This is a genomic window from Bradyrhizobium sp. Arg816 (assembly GCF_029989365.1).
Taxonomy (GTDB): domain Bacteria; phylum Pseudomonadota; class Alphaproteobacteria; order Rhizobiales; family Xanthobacteraceae; genus Bradyrhizobium.
In genome coordinates this window covers 115,298-136,009 of the sequence record NZ_JAPRAQ010000015.1, presented here as the reverse complement: position 1 = coordinate 136,009, position 20,712 = coordinate 115,298, and the positions used below count along the sequence as shown (strand labels likewise).

20 protein-coding genes are annotated in these 20,712 nt (G+C 63.8%); 9 read left to right on the top strand and 11 right to left on the bottom strand.

Annotated features, from left to right (window positions below; translation table 11 throughout):
- Positions 1-280: 280 nt before the first annotated feature.
- Both OWC48_RS30545 and OWC48_RS30540 read right to left on the bottom strand, forming a co-directional pair.
- Positions 281-523, bottom strand: coding sequence for a PilZ domain-containing protein (locus tag OWC48_RS30545; protein ID WP_282523312.1), 243 nt, complete (start codon positions 521-523; stop codon positions 281-283).
- A gap of 289 nt (positions 524-812) precedes the next feature.
- On the bottom strand, positions 813-1,124 hold the full coding sequence (locus OWC48_RS30540) for a hypothetical protein (RefSeq protein ID WP_282523311.1): 312 nt from the start codon (positions 1,122-1,124) through the stop codon (positions 813-815).
- A gap of 848 nt (positions 1,125-1,972) precedes the next feature.
- Here OWC48_RS30540 and OWC48_RS30535 point away from each other — a divergent pair.
- Positions 1,973-2,188 carry a hypothetical protein gene (locus OWC48_RS30535; RefSeq protein ID WP_404979834.1) on the top strand — a complete coding sequence of 72 codons (216 nt, stop codon included), beginning with the start codon at positions 1,973-1,975 and terminating at the stop codon, positions 2,186-2,188.
- A 12-nt stretch (positions 2,189-2,200) separates the two neighbouring features.
- Here the strand turns inward: OWC48_RS30535 and OWC48_RS30530 are convergent, their stop codons facing one another.
- Together OWC48_RS30530 and OWC48_RS30525 are read right to left on the bottom strand one after the other, a co-directional pair.
- Entirely contained in the window at positions 2,201-2,443 is a 243-nt protein-coding gene (locus tag OWC48_RS30530; RefSeq protein ID WP_282523310.1) for a hypothetical protein, read from the bottom strand.
- Between the two features lie 253 nt (positions 2,444-2,696).
- Positions 2,697-4,226, bottom strand: coding sequence for a glycosyltransferase family 39 protein (locus tag OWC48_RS30525; protein WP_282523364.1), 1,530 nt, complete (start codon positions 4,224-4,226; stop codon positions 2,697-2,699).
- A 299-nt stretch (positions 4,227-4,525) separates the two neighbouring features.
- On the opposite strand from OWC48_RS30525, the gene OWC48_RS30520 reads away from it, so the two are divergent.
- The 4 genes from OWC48_RS30520 (at position 4,526) to OWC48_RS30505 (ending at position 8,404) form a co-directional block, all read left to right on the top strand.
- Positions 4,526-6,256 carry an adenylate/guanylate cyclase domain-containing protein gene (locus OWC48_RS30520; protein ID WP_282523309.1) on the top strand — a complete coding sequence of 577 codons (1,731 nt, stop codon included), beginning with the start codon at positions 4,526-4,528 and terminating at the stop codon, positions 6,254-6,256.
- 219 nt (positions 6,257-6,475) lie between these two features.
- A complete protein-coding gene (locus tag OWC48_RS30515) occupies positions 6,476-7,675 on the top strand; it encodes a molybdopterin-dependent oxidoreductase (protein WP_282523308.1) in 1,200 nt (399 codons plus the stop codon).
- 12 nt (positions 7,676-7,687) lie between these two features.
- Complete coding sequence (locus OWC48_RS30510; protein ID WP_282523307.1) at positions 7,688-7,996, top strand: cytochrome c; 309 nt, start codon at positions 7,688-7,690, stop codon at positions 7,994-7,996.
- Between the two features lie 207 nt (positions 7,997-8,203).
- The gene (locus tag OWC48_RS30505) at positions 8,204-8,404 is read left to right on the top strand and encodes a cold-shock protein (RefSeq protein WP_008134691.1); all 201 of its coding nucleotides are present in this window, start codon (positions 8,204-8,206) and stop codon (positions 8,402-8,404) included.
- A 170-nt stretch (positions 8,405-8,574) separates the two neighbouring features.
- Here the strand turns inward: OWC48_RS30505 and OWC48_RS30500 are convergent, their stop codons facing one another.
- Positions 8,575-9,036, bottom strand: a complete 462-nt coding sequence (locus OWC48_RS30500) for an Lrp/AsnC ligand binding domain-containing protein (protein WP_166081550.1) — start codon at positions 9,034-9,036, stop codon at positions 8,575-8,577.
- A gap of 114 nt (positions 9,037-9,150) precedes the next feature.
- Here OWC48_RS30500 and putA point away from each other — a divergent pair, with 114 nt between their 5' ends.
- The 3 genes from putA (at position 9,151) to OWC48_RS30485 (ending at position 14,290) form a co-directional block, all read left to right on the top strand.
- Entirely contained in the window at positions 9,151-12,162 is a 3,012-nt protein-coding gene (gene putA, locus OWC48_RS30495; RefSeq protein WP_282523306.1) for a bifunctional proline dehydrogenase/L-glutamate gamma-semialdehyde dehydrogenase PutA, read from the top strand.
- Between the two features lie 116 nt (positions 12,163-12,278).
- Complete coding sequence (locus OWC48_RS30490; RefSeq protein ID WP_282523305.1) at positions 12,279-13,484, top strand: CaiB/BaiF CoA-transferase family protein; 1,206 nt, start codon at positions 12,279-12,281, stop codon at positions 13,482-13,484.
- A gap of 158 nt (positions 13,485-13,642) precedes the next feature.
- The gene (locus OWC48_RS30485) at positions 13,643-14,290 is read left to right on the top strand and encodes a glutathione S-transferase family protein (RefSeq protein ID WP_282523304.1); all 648 of its coding nucleotides are present in this window, start codon (positions 13,643-13,645) and stop codon (positions 14,288-14,290) included.
- 11 nt (positions 14,291-14,301) lie between these two features.
- Here the strand turns inward: OWC48_RS30485 and OWC48_RS30480 are convergent, their stop codons facing one another.
- The 6 genes from OWC48_RS30480 to OWC48_RS30455 all read right to left on the bottom strand — a co-directional run bounded on the left by OWC48_RS30480 (position 14,302) and on the right by OWC48_RS30455 (position 19,714).
- Positions 14,302-14,469, bottom strand: coding sequence for a hypothetical protein (locus tag OWC48_RS30480; protein ID WP_014492272.1), 168 nt, complete (start codon positions 14,467-14,469; stop codon positions 14,302-14,304).
- Positions 14,470-14,549: 80 nt separating this feature from the next.
- Positions 14,550-16,097: a hypothetical protein gene (locus tag OWC48_RS30475; RefSeq protein WP_282523303.1), complete on the bottom strand. Its 1,548-nt coding sequence runs from the start codon at positions 16,095-16,097 to the stop codon at positions 14,550-14,552.
- Positions 16,098-16,190: 93 nt separating this feature from the next.
- A complete protein-coding gene (locus OWC48_RS30470; RefSeq protein WP_282523302.1) occupies positions 16,191-17,213 on the bottom strand; it encodes a hypothetical protein in 1,023 nt (340 codons plus the stop codon).
- Positions 17,214-17,540: 327 nt separating this feature from the next.
- Positions 17,541-18,038 carry a TPM domain-containing protein gene (locus tag OWC48_RS30465; protein WP_282523301.1) on the bottom strand — a complete coding sequence of 166 codons (498 nt, stop codon included), beginning with the start codon at positions 18,036-18,038 and terminating at the stop codon, positions 17,541-17,543.
- A gap of 5 nt (positions 18,039-18,043) precedes the next feature.
- Entirely contained in the window at positions 18,044-18,961 is a 918-nt protein-coding gene (locus tag OWC48_RS30460) for a YgcG family protein (protein WP_282523300.1), read from the bottom strand.
- Between the two features lie 138 nt (positions 18,962-19,099).
- Positions 19,100-19,714, bottom strand: coding sequence for a LemA family protein (locus tag OWC48_RS30455; protein WP_282523299.1), 615 nt, complete (start codon positions 19,712-19,714; stop codon positions 19,100-19,102).
- 140 nt (positions 19,715-19,854) lie between these two features.
- On the opposite strand from OWC48_RS30455, the gene OWC48_RS30450 reads away from it, so the two are divergent.
- Complete coding sequence (locus tag OWC48_RS30450) at positions 19,855-20,709, top strand: enoyl-CoA hydratase (RefSeq protein WP_282523298.1); 855 nt, start codon at positions 19,855-19,857, stop codon at positions 20,707-20,709.
- Positions 20,710-20,712: the final 3 nt, after the last annotated feature.

Below are 20,712 nucleotides of genomic sequence, written 5' to 3'. Positions count from 1 at the left end.
TCGATACGCCAACGCCCCGCCGGGCGAGCCTGACCAAACGTCGGACTTCCTGCTCGGCCCATTGCTTTGGCTTCGGTGCTTTCATAGCGCGGCGCTCCAGACCTGCCGATCACTTGACCGGCGCGCCTAATTGCCAACACTTCGGAAATTTACGAGGGTGCCTGCAACCACGAGGCTCAGCGGTACGGCGGCTTCGGCGCGCGAACTTGGACGCCGGTTGACACGATCCCCTAGTGGTAATTGAGCGCCAAATTACCTGCCGTCAAAGCCCGAACAACCTTCAAACGAACGTCACGCCGATTCTGAAGGGGGCCCGCCAGACCACGCGACAGGGCAACTTCAGAGCAGAGTCTGATATGATCAATGCGAAGGCGACAGGTATTCGGTCAGTCGATTCCTGAAGTTGCAGCGCTGCACCTGACGTCGAGATATTGCGGATCACGCAAGGGATTTTGTCGCGCCTACACTCGATCTGGGCTGGCATTGCCACTCGGAACCGTGGTGCACGCCGGGTCTCTACCATGGGCTGCAGGCTCCTATTCATCCCCTTAAAATGATGCGAACTCCTCGGCGCTTTGATTTATCCAGAGCAGTGCCGCACGGCTATCCAACCAGAAAAGCTGGTCGTCCTCCCCTTCGCCGGAAGTCATGTGCAACAGAAAGGAATTGTCGCCGTATCGAAATAGCGTGTCACGCGCCTGACGCTCAGTCAGAGTCTGGACATCGAGAAAAGAATACCGATGGGTTGCGACAAGCCTCATGTCCCGGGCCCTTTCAACCTCGTGTTAGATCATCTTCCAACCAGGTCGGCGTCACCGCCGGGAACGGCGCAGCGTTAGGTATTTGTTGCCCCGGTCCTGAACCATGTAACGGGCTTCCTCCACCGAAGCGGTCAGCTCTTCCGCGTGCCGAGCAAGCTGACGGATGTTCGGATCATCTGCGAAATCGCGGAGAATGATCCGAACGCACTTGTTGGCAAGGTCGAGCACCCATAGTGCGTGACGCATGTCATCTTGGGTGCGAAGGTTCTCTCCATCCAACTCGGACAGCACATTTGTGAGTCCATCTAGCCGGACGATGGCAGCATGCGGCGCGGGACGAGGGAAATTAATGATGCCGGACATCATTGTCCTTAAAATATTCAATATGCATCGAGTATTATGGCCAACATTCAATAGTTTCTTAAAATGCTTACAAGAGCTGCTATCGGTTTTTGGCGCATACGATTGTACCGGAAGCAATGGCAGATCCTGGCCCTTAGCAGAACGGCGGTACGGGTCACTGCCATGCCTGTTCTCTAGCCGACATCAGACGTGACCGCGCATATCCGCTGATCGGTTCACGCGTCGCAGCACGGAATCCGGCAACGCTCGTGCCAGCGCCTTCGCCTCATACCACGGCGCATCAACTCATTAAGAAACTGGTTACCAGTCAATGTCACCATTTGGATATTAGGCCGCCATTTGCGGCGCGCATTCTGAGAACGGCTCAATATTTCGACACGCCCGGTTGGCGGTCTCTTTCAGGAGAGGCCCAATGTTTAAGGGCTTAACGGCAGCGCTTGTGGCGCTGATCAGCACATTGCAACTGGATCGATACCTAACCAACGGTCGGTACACCGACGCGGCCGCGGATATGCTGCGGCAAATCAGGCGCGCGTTTGGATTTTGAGGTGCACTGGACGATTTGAGGCCGGTGATGAAGGGCATCCCATGGACTGATCTCGATGCGGAGGAGCAACGCGCCATTGCGATATTGGGAGCCGGGCTCTCCATCGAGCTGTGTGACCCCGTCGCTCTCGCAAGATTGAAGCGGCTCGGGCTGATCGCGGGGTCTCATCTGACGGCTGCTGCGCACGCGTTGCGGAGGCGCGTTGTTCTGGAAGAACTCAGTGCGCGGGATTGAGCCGCGTAACCAATTGGCACGCTCGATCCTCGCCTGGTCGGGAATGCCCTGACAGGACTAACAAGGCTTGGGGATTTTGATGCGGGCAGGTGCAATTGAGCTGATCGTGGAGGGCTACGTTTCCCTCAGGGACCAAACAGCTCTTGATGAGCTTCGGACACAGCGCCGCAAACTTATCGCAGATCTCGATGCATGTACCGGGATCGACTGCACGAGTACGATCCGACAGATCGAGGACGACATCGTCGTGATTGAGGCCGGGCTGGCGCGGTTGGCGGCCTAGTCGGCGGGATGTTTAGAGATTGCCCGGTGTCGTATCGACAACGCTGCGCCCGGCGTGGATCAGGTCCTTCTTCGTCACTCGCGCGCTGCGAAGATAATAACCTCGCTCCTGAACGGCTGCCCTGATCTCGTCGCTGACCTTGAGAACTCTCCCTCTGCTCTTGCGCCATTTATTGGAAGAGTAGAGCACGGGCATCGGAGAGCCATTGCTGACGACAAGGAAGTCCCGCTTGCCATTGCGATAGACATCAAACATGTCTCATCCCCGCAGATAATATCAATTAGAGCAAATATGTTTCGTCACGACTGCTCCAGCTTAGTGGCTTAGATGCTTGAGCGGGTGGTAATCTGGGATGGCGACCTGTGAATGTCGGAAAAAATGCTGGTTGCAGCTAAGCGATCAGCTCAGATTTCTGTTTGCATGTTGTTATCATGCCACGCCAAGCCGCTTCAACGCGTGGCCTCGTTGGCATCTGGGACAAAGGGGAGAAAGGAAGAACGGTGCCTCGCTAGGCGAACGTACGCTTCTCGAATTCCCCCGCCAGCACGCGCCATTGAAACAGCGGCGAATCCGTTGGCGGCGAGAGTTCCGGCGTCCAGCCTGTGAGCTTCTCAATCACATACGTGTCCGTCAGAACGCCGCGCCAGCGACGTCCGACCTGGCCGAGCTGCTCGCGCTTCGCCGGGATCGATCCCCACACCGGTGCGCGATTGTCCGGCTCTCGCCCGACATAGATGCCCGCATGCCCGCTGATCCGATCCATGCCGGGATCGCGGAACCCCTGGAAGCGGCCACGTTCGTTGATCTCGATGACGGGCACGCGTCCCCTGAACAGCCAGCGCATCATCGCGTAGGTGCGATAGTCCGTGGTTGCGATCCAGGTCGCGCCGGTCTCGTCGAGCGCGGCCTGCGTACGCACAGCTACCTGCTCGTAGCCGGCTTCGGCGCCGATCGGATCGATCTTGCCGAGGAGATTCCAGGGCGCGGCGACATAGTACAGGAATACGATGACGACGAAGGTGATCCCCGAGACGACCGCCGTGTTGAGCCAGAAGATGCTCGACCGGATCATCCGCGCCGACCAGTGCTCGTGCGACAGCATGACGAGGTTGACCGCAGCGGCGGCAAAGCCGACCGGCCACATGAACATCGGCCAGGTGTCGCCGACCCTGAGCGTCGTCGACTTGAACAAGAAATAGAGGAACGGCACCAGCACCGCGGTCGACAGCAGGATCGCAACCGGCTCGCGCGTGCGATAGCCGCGCCACGCCGTCATCACGAGACCTGACAGCACCACCGGCAGCATGACGAAGCCGACCAGGCCGAATTGCAGGCCGATGTAATCGCCGATCGTGCGCAGCGAGATGCCGTAATTGGCGGTGGCCCGCACGCCCTGGAAACGGAACGAGGCCCAGTCGTGCTGCGCGTTCCAGATCAGCACCGGCGAGAACACGGCAATCGCGATCAGCACCGCGAGATAGGGGTAAGGGCTGCGCAGCCAGCGCCAGCGCCAATCCGGCACCAGCAGAAACGCGGCGACCGCCGGCGCGAACATGATCGCGGTGAATTTCGACAGCATCGACAGCCCGGCGAACAGGCCCGCCGCCAGCCACCAGCGTCCGTCGCCGCCCTGCGCGAGCCGCACCAGGGCCCACATCATCGCCACCGCGAACGGGATCATGGCGACGTCCGGCGCGACCTTGGCCATCAGCAGGCCGTAATAGAGCGCAGCCTCCGGCATCAGCACCGCGAACATGATGGCGCGCGCATCATGGGTGAGGCGGCGGACGATGTCGGCGAGCAGCAGCTGCGTCACCAGCATCGCGACGATGCCACTGAGGCGAACGCCGAGCAGAGTGTCGCCGAAGATCGCGGTGCCAAAACGGATGAACCAGGCGATCATGGGGGGATGATCGAGGAAGCTGAGCGCCCCCTCCTTCGACCAGGTCCAGTAATAGGCCTCGTCGGTGCGCAGCTCGATCGCGGAGGCGTAGATGATGCGCAGCAGCGTCATCGCGGCGATGACGAGCACGGCCATGACGAGGGGACGGCGCGCGGCGCCGGCTGGGGGCGTGGTGATATCGGGGGCTGTCGTCACGGCCGCGCTTTTCGCCAACCTGGGAGGGGGAGTCAATGCGGGGGAGATCGTAGGGTGGGCAAAGCGGAGCGTGCCCACCATCGAGGGATGCGATGCGGGATGGTGGGCACGGCGCCAAGGCGCCTTTGCCCACCCTACGATATCGTAACCTTGCCGCGCATGTGATCAGGCCAGCTGTCCGCCCCTGGAATTAAACGCTACGCTGGCTGTTCTCCTTCATGAACTGATACAACCGAATCATGGCCACCGCATCCTCACGATTGTCCGAACTTTCCCGCGCGACCAGCGTGCGGCAGGTTCGGCTGGTCTGCGGCGTCATCCTGTTCTCCTACGTGGTGAGCCATTTCCTCAACCATGCGCTCGGCAACATCTCGGTCGATGCCATGGAGATCGGAGTCTACTATCACACCGCGTTCTGGCGGTTCCTCCCCATCGCGATCGTGTTCTATACGGCCGCGCTCACGCATATGGGGCTCGGCATCTACGCGCTCTATCAGCGCCGTCAGTTCCGCTGGCGGACGATCGAGCCGCTCCAGCTCGTGCTGGGCTTGAGCATCCCCGCCCTCGTCATGGCCCACGTGATCGGCGTCCGGCTCGGCTACACGCTGTACGGACACCAGAAACTCTATCCGCAGGAACTCTATCTGTTCTTCGTCACCTCGAACCGCATCTGGACCATGACGATCCTGCTGATCATCGCCTGGGTCCATGGCTGCATCGGCATCTATTTCTGGCTGCGCCTGAAACCGTTCTTCGCGCGCGCCGCGCCCTATCTGCTCGCCGCCGCCGTGCTGATCCCGACGCTGTCGCTGCTCGGCGTCTACCAGGGCGGACGCAGTGTCCAGATCGACGTCGACGACGGCGAGTGGCGCACGCACAATCTCACCCGCCGCCAGCTCGGCTCGACCGCGGAAGCGGCGACGCTCGATCGCATCACCGGCGGCCTCACCATCGGCTATGTCGGCCTGCTCGGGCTGGCGCTGGCGGCGCGCGGCGTGCGCGCCTTGCGCGAACGGCGCCGCGGCATGATCGCGCTGTCCTACGGCAACGGCAAGACGGTGCGCGTGCCGAAGGGTCTCTCCGTGCTGGAGGCGAGCCTGCGCCACAATGTGCCGCATGCCAGCGTCTGCGGCGGCCGCGCCCGCTGCTCGACATGCCGCATCCGCATCATCGGCGACCATGCCGCCCTGCCCGAGCCGTCGCAGCGCGAGGCCTTCGTGCTCGCGCGCGTCGGCACCGCCGATCCCTCGATCCGGCTTGCCTGCCAGCTGCGGCCGGACTCCGACCTCTCCTTCTTCCAGCTGTTCACGCCCCACACCCATTCGGCGGACGGACAGGCCTCGACATCGGCCAGAATCGGCCAGGAGCGCTACCTCGTCAGCCTGTTCGTGGACATGCGCGGTTCGACGCAGCTTGCCGAGAAGCGGCTGCCGTTCGACACCGTTTTCATCGTCAACCGTTTCCTCGGTGCCGTCTCGCGGGCCGTGATCGAGAACGGCGGCCAGCCGAACCAGTTCGTCGGCGACGGCATGCTGGCGCTGTTCGGGCTGTCGGCCGATCCGGAGACCGCCTGCCGGCAAGCGCTGAAGGCTGCCGCCGCCATCGCCACGCATATCGACGAGCTCAACGAGCTCCTGAGCCACGATCTCCGCCAGCCGATCCGCTTCGGCATCGGCATTCACGGCGGCGAGGTCATCATCGGCGATATCGGCTATCGCGATCATATTGTCTTCACCGCGCTCGGTGATGCCGTCAACGTCGCGGCCCGGCTCCAGGACATGACCAAGACGCTGGCCTGCGAGGCGATCGTCTCGGAGGAGGTCCGCCGTACCGCCGGCCTTGCCGACGATGCGCTGCCGCAGCAGGAGGTCGCGATCCGCGGCCGCGACGAGCCGCTGGCCGTGCGCGTGGTTGCGGATACGAGGCAGCTGTCGGCGCTGGTTGACCAAAGCGAGCGCGTCGCGGCCTGAGGCTTCACCTCTCCCCGCAGGCGGGGCGAGGGAGCGCTCCTTCGTTCGCGGCTGCAGCTCGACTCGATCTCGTCGCGGGGTAACACCGGCTTGCTGCAACGCAGCGGCATGGGCCTGCTGCGAAAGCACGAATTGACTTCATCTCAATCGTTGCGACAGATGAGCGCGGGATCGCGGTGATGACCGCTGTCCAACGAAAAGCTCCGGGAGGAGACGAGAATGTTCGATCGACGCGACCTGCTCAAAGGAGCGGGCCTTGCCGCTATGGCGGCCACACTGAATTCCACCAAGGCGCTGGCCCTCGACACCGTCACGCTTCCCTTCGCCAATGGCGAGCGGCCGCTGGTGAAATATCCGCAGAAGCGGCCGATGATCGGCCTGACCAGCCGACCGCCGCAGCTCGAGACGCCGTTTGCGATCTTCAACGACGGTCCGATCACGCCGAATAACGCGTTCTTCGTGCGCTACCACCTCTCGGACCTGCCCTACAATCTCGATCCCGACAAGTTCACGCTCGAGGTCAAGGGCAAGGTCGACAAGCCGCTCAAGCTGTCGCTCAAGGACATCAGGAAAATGAAGGCGACCGAGATCGTCGCCGTCAACCAGTGCTCCGGCAACAGCCGCGGCCTCGTAGAGCCGCGTGTCGCCGGTGGCCAGCTCGCCAACGGCGCGATGGGCAATGCGCGCTGGCGCGGCGTGCCGCTGAAGGCCGTGCTCGAGATGGCGGGCGTGCAGAGCGGGGCCAAGCAGGTCACCTTCAACGGCATGGACGGCCCCGTCAGCGACAAGACGCCGGATTTCGTCAAGGCGCTCGATCTCGAGCACGCCACCGACGGCGAGGTGATGCTGGCCTATGGCATGAACGGAGAGGACCTGCCGTTCCTCAACGGTTTTCCGCTGCGCCTGATCGTGCCCGGCTATTACGGCACCTACTGGGTCAAGCACCTCAACGAGATCACCGTCATCGACAATGTCTATGACGGCTTCTGGATGAAGTCGGCCTATCGCATTCCTGATACCCCGAACAATGCGGTCGAGCCGGGCACCGCGCCGAAGGCGACGATCCCGATCAACCGCTTCACCATCCGATCCTTCATCACCAGTGTGCCCGACGGCGCCAAGCTGAAGGCCGGCGGCACGACGCTGCGCGGCATCGCCTTCGACGGCGGCAAGGGCATCAAGGACGTCCAGGTTTCCACCGACGGCGGCAAGACCTGGGTCAGCGCCAAGCTCGGCAAGGATCTCGGCAAATACTCATTCCGTGAATGGAAGCTGCCGGTGAAGCTCGCGGCGGGCGCCCACGAACTCAAGGTGCGCGCCACCGGCAATGGCGGCGAGACCCAGCCGGATGCGCCACGCTGGAACCCGGCGGGTTATCTACGCAACGTCGTCGAAACCGTCCGCGTGACCGTGGCCTGAGGGAGAATGATCATGCAGCGCACCGTTCTCCTCGCCATCTCACTCGCCGTCGCCGCAATGGTGGGTTCGGCGCTTGCAGCGCCGCTCAACTACAAGACGCCCGACGAGGTCGCCGTCTTCAAGCCGGGCCCCAATCTCGAGGTCGTGCAGGGCAATTGCAGCGCCTGCCACTCGGCCGATTACGTCAACACGCAGCCGCCGATGAAGGACAAGAAGGGTTTTTGGCAGGCCGAGGTGACCAAGATGATCAAGGTCTATGGCGCCCCGATCGACGATGCCGATGTCGGCAAGATCGTCGATTATCTGGCCGCGACTTATTGACGGATGGCGCGCCGCGTGCCGATCAATTGACCGCGAAACGGGCAAAATCGGCAAAAACGCTGCGAAGTTGAGCGGAATTCGGCGAAATGCCGATATGGTTTGAGCTACCAAGCCGGCCACATTCCGCGTATCCTGTTAGGACCGAACCGGCCGGTTGGCGGGGACTGGCGTTCGAGATCTCGGAGGAAGACCCGCGGAGAAGACGTGATGGCTAAAGGTACGGTCAAGTGGTTCAACCCGACGAAGGGTTATGGATTTATCCAGCCTGCGTCGGGCGGCAAGGATGTGTTCGTGCATATCTCGGCAGTGCAGAAAGCCGGTCTGTCGTCCCTGAACGAAGGACAGACGGTGGAATACGAAGAGATCGCAAACCGGGGCAAGACCTCCGCAGAGAACCTCAAAGTATAAGCCCGGCAGCCTTTGCTGCCTCCCGGATCTGTTCGGGAGCCGGGCAAAAAAAATTTTAGAAGACGGCCAGTGCATTCGACGACGGGCGTTGCGATTGCACACGGAGAACTATTTTCCCGCGAAGACCGCTCGTTCAAGGCCACAGCAATGACAATCGCGACGGCACTTCGTTAGTCCACCGGCAATGGTGCGTCGCGCTTGATCTCTTCCATCACCGCATAGGTTCGCGTCTCGCGCACGCCCGGCATCGACAGCAGGGTCTCGCCGAGGAAGCGTCGATAGGCGGTCATGTCCGCAAGCCGCGCCTTCACAAGATAGTCGAAGCCGCCTGCAACCATGTGACACTCCAGCACCTCGGGCGCGAGTTTCACCGCGCGTGCGAAGCGCTCGAAAATGTCGGGCGTGGTCTTGTCGAGCAGCACCTCGACGAACACCAGAAGACCCAGGCCGAGCCGGTGCGGATTGAGCCGCGCCCCATAGCCCTCGACAAAGCCCTCACGTTGCAACCGCTTCAGCCGCTCGCCAACTGAGGTCGGCGACAGCCCGATGCGCTCGGCGAGCTCAACATTGGCGATGCGCCCGTCCTGCTGCAGAATGGAGAGGATCTTCCGGTCGATTCGGTCGAGTTCCATATTTTATGCGGCCAATGCGTCAATGACCTTCATTTCCTAAGGCAAATTGGCTAAATTGTCTATCGAACTACGGCCTAGCGGGCCTTATCCTGGATTTCAGCCACAGGACACGCCATGCCGAACATCCCGCCGCCCTTCACCGCCCCCTACGCGCCCGATGATGCCGAGATTGCCGCGCAGCTCTTGCCGGCTTCGCATCTCAGTCCGCCGCAGGAGGCGCGGATCGACCGCACCGCGACGCGGCTGATCGAGGCGATCCGCAAGCGCGACGACCGGCTTGGCGGGGTCGAGGACATGCTGCGGGAGTTCGCGCTTTCGACCAAGGAGGGGCTCGCCCTGATGGTGCTGGCCGAGGCGCTGCTCCGCGTGCCCGACGCGCGCACCGCCGACCAGTTCATCGAGGACAAGCTCGGCGAGGGCGACTTCATCCACCACGAGACCAAGTCCACGGCCTTCCTGGTCAACGCCTCGGCCTGGGCGCTCGGCCTCTCGGCGCGGGTGATCCAGCCCGGCGAGACGCCCGACGGCACCATCGGTCGGCTGGTGAAGCGGCTCGGCGCGCCGGCGGTGCGCACCGCCACACGTCAGGCGATGCGGCTGATGGGCAACCATTTCGTGCTGGGGGAGACCATCGAGCAGGCACTGGAGCGGGGTAAGCCGCGCTCCGGTGAGAGGCCGCGCTACTCCTTCGACATGCTCGGTGAAGGTGCGCGCACCGCGGCGGATGCCAAGCGCTATTTCGACGCCTATGCCAGTGCGATCGAGACCATCGGCAAGGCGGCGGGCAGCCATCCCCTGCCCGACCGGCCCGGCATCTCGGTCAAGCTGTCGGCGCTGCATCCGCGCTTCGAGGCGATCAGCCGCGCCCGCGTGATGGCCGAGCTGGTGCCGCAACTGCTGGACCTGGCGCAGCGCGCCAAGGCCCATGATCTGAACTTCACCGTCGACGCCGAGGAAGCCGACCGGCTGGAGCTGTCGCTAGACGTCATCGCGGCAACGCTCGCCGATCCCTCGCTCAGCGGCTGGGACGGATTTGGCCTGGCGATCCAGGCCTATCAGAAGCGCGCCAGCGCCGTGATCGACTATGTCGACGCGCTCGCCCGCGCCCATGACCGCAAGCTGATGGTGCGGCTGGTCAAGGGCGCCTATTGGGACACCGAGATCAAGCGCGCACAGGAGCGCGGGCTGGACGGCTATCTCGTGTTCACGCGCAAGGCGATGACGGATCTGAACTACGTCGCCTGCGCGCAGAAGCTGTTGGCCCTGCGGCCGCGCATCTTCCCGCAATTCGCCACCCACAACGCGCTGACGGTCGCGACCGTGCTGGAGCTTGCGCAAGATGGCGGCGGCTTCGAATTCCAGCGCCTGCATGGCATGGGCGAAGCGCTCTACGAGCAGCTCGCCAAGGATCACGTCAAGGATCATCCCGACATCGCCTACCGCACCTATGCGCCGGTCGGCAGCCATCGCGACCTGCTCGCCTATCTGGTGCGGCGACTGCTGGAGAACGGCGCCAACTCGTCGTTCGTGGCGCAGGCGGCCGACTATCGCGTGCCGGTTGTGGCGCTGTTGCAGCGTCCGGCCGATGCCATCGTCCGGCCGCAAGCGGCGGCTCATCCCAAAATTCCGCTGCCGGGCGATCTGTTCGCGCCGGAGCGGCGCAATTCGCGCGGCGTTGAATTCGGCACGCGCGCGGCGCTCGACCGGTTGCTGGCAGAGGTGAAGGCCGAGGCAGCCGGCCTCAAGCCGATCGCGGATGCAACGCCGGACCGAGCCAATGCGGCGGTGACGGCTGCGCGCGCCGGTTTTGCCGCCTGGAGCCGAACGCCGGCGGCCACGCGCGCGGCCGCACTGGAGCAGGCCGCGCATCTTCTGGAGAGCCGGAGCGCCCATTTCATCGCGTTGCTGCAAGCCGAGGGCGGCAAGACGCTGGACGATGCGCTGTCGGAGCTGCGCGAGGCCGCCGACTTCTGCCGCTATTATGCCGCGCAGGGCCGGAAGCTGTTCGGCGTTGATGCCGCCATGCCGGGCCCGACCGGCGAGAGCAATGCGCTCGCCATGCGCGGGCGCGGCGCCTTCGTCGCGATCTCGCCGTGGAATTTTCCGCTGGCGATCTTCCTGGGCCAGGTCACGGCGGCATTGATGGCCGGCAACAGCGTCGTTGCAAAACCCGCCGAGCAGACGCCGCGCATCGCCCGCGAGGCCGTAGCCCTGCTGCACGAGGCCGGCATTCCCAGGAGCGCGTTGTATCTCGTCACCGGCGACGGCCGCATCGGCGCCGTGCTGACCGCGCATGCCGACATCGCCGGCGTCGTCTTCACCGGCTCGACCGAGGTCGCGCGGGCGATCAACCGGACGCTCGCCGCCAAGGACGGGTCGATCGTGCCGCTGATCGCGGAGACCGGCGGCATCAACGCCATGATCGCGGATGCGACCGCGCTGCCCGAGCAGGTCGCCGACGACGTCGTCACTTCGGCCTTCCGCTCCGCCGGCCAGCGCTGCTCGGCGCTGCGGCTGCTGTTCGTGCAGGAGGACGTCGCCGACCGCATGATCGAGATGATCGCGGGCGCGGCGCGGGAACTCAGGATCGGTGATCCCAGCGATGTCGCAACCCATGTCGGTCCGGTGATCGACGCCGAGGCCAAGCAGCGCCTCGATGCGCATATCGCGAGGATGAAGAGCGAGGCGCGGCTGCACTTTGCCGGCACTGTGCCCGATGGCTGCTTCGTCGCCCCGCACATTTTCGAGCTCAAGGACGCCGGCCAGCTCACCGATGAGGTGTTCGGTCCGATCCTGCACGTCGTGCGCTATCGCGCGGAAAACCTCGACCGCGTCCTGCAGGCGATCGAGCGCAGCGGCTATGGACTCACGCTCGGCGTTCACTCCCGCATCGACGACACCATCGAGGCGATCATCGATCGCGTCCAGGTCGGCAACATCTATGTCAACCGCAACATGATCGGCGCCGTAGTCGGCGTGCAGCCCTTCGGCGGCAACGGGCTGTCCGGAACCGGCCCGAAGGCGGGCGGCCCGCATTACCTCGCGCGCTTTGCAACCGAGCAGACCGTGACGATCAACACCGCGGCAGCCGGCGGTAATGCCGCGCTGCTTGCAGGGGAGGAGTGAAGCCCTGCGCCCGGCGCCGTTGCATCCCGGCGAAACATCGGTCTAATGCTGCCATGACTTGGCCTGCGCCAATTCCAGCGCGCGGGAAACAACAAGAGCGAGGGAGCACCGCCGCGATGGAAAAGGGCATTTTTGCAGGCCTGAAGGTTCTGGACTGCGCGAGCTTCATCGCAGCGCCCGCGGCCGCGACCGTGCTGTCGGATTTCGGCGCCGACGTCATCAAGATCGAGCCGCCCGGCGCCGGCGACCCTTACCGCAATCTGCCCAACATTCCGGGCTATCCGACCAGCGAGCACAATTTCGCCTGGCTGCTGGAGGCCCGCAACAAGAAGAGCATCGCGCTCGACCTCGCAAAGCCGGAGGCGCAGGCCGTGCTCTACAAGCTTGTGGAAGAGGCCGACGTCTTCATCACCAACATGCCGCCGCCCGTCCGCGCCAAGCTCGGCATCACCTATGATCATCTCGCCCATCTCAACGACCGGCTGATCTACGCCTCCTTCACCGGCTATGGCGAAAAGGGCGAAGAGGCCAACAAGCCCGGCTTCGACAGCAACGCCTATTGGGCGCGCTCCGGCCTGATGGACCTCGTCCGCGCCGACACCCACACGACGCCGGCTCGCTCGGTCGCCGGCATGGGCGACCATCCCTGCGCCATGGCGTTCTACGGCGCCATCGTCACCGCGCTGTATCAGCGCGAGAAGACCGGAAAGGGCTCGCATGTCGCCTCCAACCTGATGGCCAACGGCGTGTGGGCGGCGAGCGTGCTGGCGCAGGCGAAGCTCTGCGGCGCCAAGTTCGCTGAGAGACGCCCGCGCGAGCGCGCGCTCAACGCCGTCGCCAACCATTACCAGTGCAAGGACGGCCGCTGGCTGATCCTGTCGCTGCTGAGCGAGGAGAAGCAGTTCCCGACGCTGGCCAAGTGCCTGGGACGCGAAGACCTGATCACCGATCCGCGCTTTGCCACCAAACCCGACCGCCACGCCCGCTCGGTCGAGCTGATCAAGATCTTCGACGAGACCTTCGCGACCAGGGATCTTGCCGAATGGCGCAAGATCCTCGACGGCAACGGCCTGGTGTTCGGCATCGTCGGCATTCTCGACGACATCCCCAACGACAAGCAGATGCTCGACAACGAGGTGCTGGTGCCGTTCGAGAACGACACCATGCTCACCATCTCCAGCCCGATCTGGATCGACGGCGCCAAGAAGGTCCAGCCGCGCAAGCCGCCCGGCGTCGGCGAGCACAGTGACGAGATTTTGCGCGGGGCGGGATACGACGAGAAGGCGATCAAGCAGCTGCGGGGTTTGGGGGCTGTTGGTTAGGGTCGGCACGCCCTCGCAACCTCGTCATTGCGAGCGCAGCGAAGCAATCTAGGATCCCATCGCAGATGCATTGCTGGATTGCTTCGCTGCACTCGCAATGACGGCGTGGGACGATCTCGCTATAAACTCACGACAACATCGCGTCTCGTGAGGTCCTCATGCCCAACTACCGCCTGCACTACTTCCCGGAATCCGGCAACAGCTACAAGCTGGCGTTGATGCTGACGCTTTGCGGCGAGAGGTTCGAGCCGGTATGGACCGATTTCGGCGGCGGCGTCACGCGCACGGCGGAATGGCGCAAGGCCGTGAACGAGATGGGCGAGATTCCCGTGCTCGAGGTTGACGGCGTAAAGATGACGCAGACCGCGCCCTTGCTGCTGAAGCTTGCCGAGCAGTACGGCCGTTTCGGCGCCGAGACCGAGGACGAGACGTTCGAGCTGCTGCGCTGGCTGTTCTGGGACAACCACAAGCTCACCGGCTACATGGCGACCTACCGCTTCATGCGGGCGTTCACCGAGAAAAACGATCCGCAGGTGCTGAAGCATTTTCGCCGGCGGCTCGAGGACTTCCTCGGCATTCTCGACGGACATCTCCAGCACAATGCCTTCGCGATCGGCACGAGGCCGACGGTCGCCGATATCTCGATGATGGCCTACCTGCACTATCCGAGCGATGAGCACGGTTTTGATTTCGCGGCGAGCCATCCCGCCGTCCACGCCTGGCTTGGCCGCATGGCCGCGCTGCCCGGCTGGAAGCCGGCCTATGAGCTGCTGCCGGGAAAGCGGATGACGAACTACGCGAAGTGAGGGCGCTGGTACTAACCCCTCAGCGCCAGCCACCCCAGCGTGAACAGAATCCCGCCGACGATCACAACCACCGCGACCGCCCAGGTGCTGACGCGAATGCTGCCGGTGACCTGCTTGGCTTCCTCATTGCGCGCGATCTCGCGATTGCGCTCCTTGTCGGCGTCGCTGGTCTCAGTCATGGGTCATCCAAACCGGTTGCTGGTTTTATCTGGCGCGTGATCTTTTCGAAAAACCGCTGCACACTTTTCCGGATCACGCGCTAACGCGTCTTGATGAAGCACATGCCGATGCGGCTCGATGCCGCGGCAGCCTGACAGGTGAGACCTTTAGCACAGCTCCATGACGTAAAACTCCTGTCCGACGTTCCCGATCCCGCATTTTGCAGGGAACAATGGGCGCCCCAGCCGTCCTGATATTCGGTGCCGGCCAGCTCCTGGCTGCCGCGGGTCTGCGGCCGGCTGGCAAATCCGCGTGAGAAATCAGGGCGTTTGCCCGCGGCGAATGCGGTCAGGATGTCGCGGCGGCGGACCTGGTCGCCGAAGAAATGCGGCGAGGCCGGCACGATGGTGGAATTCGACGGGTTGTCCGCCAGCCAATCGACGCCCGGGAAGTGGAAGCCGCCGATGCCGCGGGTCTGGTGGCAGCCGGCGCAGGTAACGTCGTTGAGGCGGCGCTGGAAGCCTGCGACCGAGCGGATGTTCTGCATGTCCCCGCGCGCGGCGGCCTGCTTCAGCGCGCCGACAACGTCGTTGTCGGTGAAGACGGGATTGTCCTTGCCCTCCCCTTTTCCTTCCCCTTGCATCATGCCGAACTCCGGCTGCAATCCGGAGGCATCGAGGCCGGCAGGCGTCGGCACCACCGCGGCCTTGGCCAGGAATTTCTCGGGGATCAGCACCGTGCCGCGATCGAACTCGCGGAGATTTTCCGGCGCAAGCAGCCACGCCTTGAAGTCACGTCGGAGCGCATCGTCCGCGGCGATCCGGTCGCGGTCGATCTGGTTCTCCAGCGTCGATTCCTCGAACGTCTTCGCGGCCGCGTTGTACTTGAACACCTTGAGCAGATAGTCGGAGCGGAAATCGTGCAGTGCTGATTTCGGCGCGATCGAGATCTGGATATTGGTCTCGATGCGATCGAGCATGGCGTCGGAAGGGGAGATGCCGCCGCCGATCAGCCCCTGCCAGTCGCCATTGTCGAGCCACCGCCGCGCGACCTCAGCACAGGTGACAGGCTTGCCGCTCGCATCGGTCTGGCGCGCATCGCGTGCCTTCATCACCAGATTGAACGTCATCGGCAGACGCGTCGCGGTCTTGCCACCTTCCGGCTTACTCTCGAAACGCACCAGCCGATAGATCAGCCTGATCTCACCGCACGACTCCTCCGAGACATAGGCGCGGTCCATGCGATTGACGATGCCCGCCAGCACGAAGCGGGTGTCGCGCGATTTCAGATTGGCCCGATCGAACAGCTGCACGTCAAAGCCTTCCCCGACGCCGATGGTCTCGGTCGGGTACGCCGCCTTCTGCCCGATGATGTAGCGGTCGAACTCCGCGTCGATCGCAGATGGAATGTCCTTGAGCTGCGACAGCGACGAGAACAGTAAATCGGTCGTCAACGGAAAGTCCGCGTTCCGCTCCGGCCATAGCAGGCGCGAGATCGTGAGCGAGTCGCTGTGGTCGAGATTGCGGAGCAGATCGGGATCGATGATCGCCGTGCCGCGCGTCAAGGGCACGTTCTCCGCTGCGAAAAGCGAAACAGTCCCGCCAAGCAAGACGGCGGCAGCAACGAGAATTCGCAACGCGCGGCTCATGCCTTCAGTAACACCGCCTGAGCCGGCCTATTCAAGTCAAAAGGCGCTTCACGTAGTGGTGAAGCGCCTCTTCGAAAGTCGAATGTCCAGCGCTCAACGCGCGACGATCAGGCCCTTGCTGGTGACGACGACCCAGCGGCCGTCCTGGCGGCGGATCGCGTCGACGCGGCCAATTCCGGGGATGGGGTCACCGGCATAGACCTCGTAGAGGCCGCCGCGGCCCTCGATCAGCGCGCCGCCATTGGCGACGTCGCGCAGAACCCAGCCGTCGATCGTCGGCAACCGGCCGACCTCGGTCTTGGGCGCGGCAGGGGTCGGAACCGGTGCGGCGGCGGCGGTCGCAATTTGGGTCGGCGCGATCGAGCCGGTGGTTTCCTTCGCGGCGGCGGCAGCCTGCGCGGGGGCCGCCGGCGGCGTGGCGCGGAGCTTGTCGACGGTCTCGGACAGCTTTGCGATTTTGGCCATCGGCTCGGCCTGGGCCTTCTCAAGCTTGTCGAGGCGGTCATTGGCCCGGTTGAACTGGCCGAGGCCGGTCTTGGAGGTGTGCTCGACATTCGCCTTCAGTGCGACGACATCGGCATCGATCCTGGCAACCGAGGATTCCAGCGCGCTGGTGTCGGCGACCTGCGCCGGCGCGGGGGCCGGGGCTGCGAAGTGCATCATGCCGGCGGTCGCAAGCGCGCCGCTGATGGCGCCGACGCTGGCGGCGATCGCCACCACCGCGGCCATCGCCGACAGGCGACGCTTGCCGCCGGTCTCGCGCGGCTCGTCCGCCTTCACATGCGGGGCAAACTCCTCGCGCTCCCAGGAGCGCTCCGACGGTGCCATGACGATGAGCTTGCCGGGCTTCGGCTCGGGCTTGGTCTCGGCTTTGGCTTCGAACTTCGGCGCCTCGATTCTCGATGCCTCGATTCTCGATGCCTCGATTCTTGGCGGCTCGACCTTGGGGGCTTCCACCTTGACGGGATCCGGCTTGGGCGGCGACTCATGGTCCGGGGCGATCGAGGGGGCCTCGATGCCGGCAGCCTCGACGGCAGGTGCAGTCGCGGCGGGTTCGACGACGCTCGCCTGTTCGCCGATCTCTTCGCCGATCTCTCGGGCAGCCTGCTCAGCCATTGGTTCGCTCACAGTTCGAATACTCCACTCTGGATTGACCTTTTGGTAACTTTCATTGCTTGCGAAATCCTTACTTAGGGACCCGCTTACCGAAATTTTAGGAAGTCATCCGGGGCCGAATTTGGCCGGGAACGTGGAACCGGTGTGGCAGGCGTGAAACAAATTGTAAGCGGGGGAAGATGAACGGCCGCGGAATGGCTGCCTCCACACCGTCATTGCGAGCGCAGCGAAGCAATCCAGAATCTTTCCAAAGCCGCAGTCTGGATTGCTTCGCTGCGCTCGCAATGACGGAGCGCGCCGCACCCGCCGGCTCCCAATCACTATCCGTCACATCACGACCGGCGCATCCGGCAGTTCGTTCGCGTGCGGGCCCTGCGGCGGAAAATGCCGCGACAGCTCGCGCGATACCGCAGCGATGCCGCCGATCACGCCGCGCTCGAACTGGCCGGAGGCGAACTCGGCCTCCATCGCGCGGCAGATGTTCTCCCAGCCCTCGTCACCGACCTTCGCATGAATGCCGCGGTCGGCCACGATCTCGACGTCGCGATCGGCAAGCAGGAGATAGATCAGGACGCCGTTGTTGTGCGCGGTATCCCAGATGCGCAAGTGAGAGAACACATCGAGCGCGCGCGCGCGGGCCGGCTGGTTGCGGAACAGTGGCCGCCCGTCGAGCGCGCCTTCGACGACGAAACGGACCTGGCCGGAATGCGCGGTCTCACCCTGCTTGATCGCCTGCTCGATGCGGGCGAGCACGGCTGGTGGAAAGATCTGCTTCGCGCGCCAATGATGCTGCACGAGATGTCTGGCAATGCGCTTGATCCTCATGACCGCTACCAGCTCCCCGAGGCGCCGCCGCCGCCAAAACTGCCACCACCGCCGCTGAATCCGCCGCTGTCGCTGGACGACGATCCGCTGCTCCAGCCGCCGCCCGAAGAACCGCTCGACCACGAGCCGCCGCGCGACGACCCCGAGCTTGGCGCCATCGCCGAAAACAGATCGGCGATGAAGCCGATAATGAAACCGACGACGCCGAGCGCCATCGCCAGCGTGAGAGAGCCGAGAATGAGCCAGGTCAGCGCTGCGATGATGCCACCGGTCGCCAACGATCCGACCAGCCGTCCCAGCATGGCCCGGAAGAACCCGCCGACCCCGATGGAGGCGAACAGCGTCACAATGAACAGCGGCGCGAGATCGTCCAGATTGCCGAAATTCACAGTCGGCGAAGGTACTGGCAGCGGCTCGCCGTCGATCACGCGGATCATGCGATCTACGCCATCGGAGATACCGCCGGCGAAATCGCCCGTCCTGAACTTCGGTGTGATGATCTCGTCGATGATCCGCCGCGAGGTGACGTCGGTGAGTGCGCCCTCGAGGCCGTAGCCGACCTCGATGCGCAAATGGCGGTCATTCTTGGCGACGACGAGGATCGCGCCGTCGTCCACCTTCTTGCGGCCGATCTTCCAGGCGTCCGCCACGCGGATCGCGAACTGCTCGATCGTCTCTGGCTGCGTGGTCGGCACGATCAGGACAGCGACCTGGCTGCCTTTTCGAGTCTCGAAGTCACGCAGCTTTTGCGTGAGCGCGGCGACGTCGCCGCTCGACAGCGTGCCGGTCTGATCGACCACGCGGCCGGTGAGTTGCGGCACGGCGACATCGGCGAAGGCGGGGAATGCGAAGACGAAGAGGAGTGCGATCGCGAAGACACACGACGAGAAGACCGAACAGGCTCGCCACAACCCCGCTGTCATCGCCCGGCTTGACCGGGCGATCCAGTATTCCAGAGACGCCAGCGGATTACGGAGAAGCCGCGGCGTACTGGATTCCCCGCCTTCGCGGGGAATGACGGCGGTGGGTGGGGCTGGGCGCATTCGCAAAACGGCGCGCAGCTACTTCGACGGCGCCGGCGCAGGCGCCGGATTGAAATCGACCTTCGGCGCGGTCGAGATTTCCTTCTCGTTGTCGACCGAGAAATTCGGCTTCTCCTTGTAGCCGAACATCATCGCGGTGAGGTTGCTCGGAAACGAGCGGATGGTGACGTTATAGTCCTGCACCGCCTTGATGTAGCGGTTGCGCGCGACCGTGATGCGGTTCTCGGTGCCTTCGAGCTGCGACATCAGATCCTTGAACAGCGCGTCCGACTTGAGCTGCGGATAGTTCTCGGTGACGACCAAGAGACGCGACAGCGCGCTGGAGAGCTCGCCCTGGGCGGCCTGGAACTTCTGGAAGGCGGCGGGGTCGTTCAGCACCTCGGGCGTCGCCTGGATGCTGCCGACCTTGGCGCGCGCATTGGTGACGCCGAGCAGCACGTCCTTCTCCTGCTGCGCAAAGCCCTTCACCGAGTTGACGAGACTGGGCACGAGATCGGCGCGGCGCTGATACTGGTTCACGACCTCGGACCAGTTGCCCTTGATCTGCTCGTCCTCGCTCTGGATGGCGTTGTAGCCGCAGTTGGTCAGGCTCAGCGAGGCCAGAGCCGCCAGCACGGTCAGGATCTTGCGCATCAGATTTCTCCCGGTGGAATCTGACGCAAACTACCAGATTGGACACGAAAAGCAGCCGATTTACGCAAGCCTCTTGCCTATCCCTGGCCGACATAGTCAACTTGAGCAAAACAAGAACGGAAACGCTAGGGGGAAGCGCCATGTCCTCGTTCGAGACCATCCTCGTGGAGCGGCCGGAGCCGGCGATTGTCCGGATCGTGATGAACCGGCCCGAGGCGCGCAATGCGCAGAACCTGCAGATGACCTACGACCTCAACGCCGCGTTCGACGAGGCGGTGCAGGACGATGCGGTCAAGGTCATCATCCTCGCCGGCAACGGGCCGCACTTCTCCTCAGGGCACGATTTGCGTCCCGGCGGCAAGAATGCCGCAGGTGCCGATTTTCCGCCGATCGGAAATTGGGGTGGCTTTGCGGAGGCGAACGCGCATGGCCGCTTCGCGCGCGAACAGGAAATCTATCTCCAGATCACGCGGCGCTGGCGCAACCTCGCCAAGCCGACCATTGCCGAGGTGCACGGCAAATGCATCGCCGGTGGGCTGATGCTGGCCTGGGCCTGCGACCTCATCGTCGCCAGCGACGATGCGCAGTTCTGCGATCCCGTGGTGACCATGGGCGTCTGCGGCGTCGAATGGTTCGTGCATCCCTGGGAGCTCGGCCCGCGCAAGGCCAAGGAATTCCTGTTCACTGCCGACAGCTGGAGCGCGCAGGAGGCGCATCAGCTCGGCATGGTCAACCGGGTCGTGCCGCGCACGGAACTTTCAGCGTCGGTGCTGGAGCTGGCGCGCCGGATCGCATCAAAGCCGTCCTTCGCGCTGAAGCTGACCAAGGAAGCGGTGAATCGCTCGGTCGATGTGATGGGCCAGCCCGCCGCGATCGACCAGGCCTTTGCGCTGCATCAGCTCTGTCACGCCCATAACCTTCACGAGTTCGGCACGGTGGTCGATCCATCCGGACTGCATCCCTCCGTGCGCAAGCCGCCGGCGGCCGCGGAGTAACGA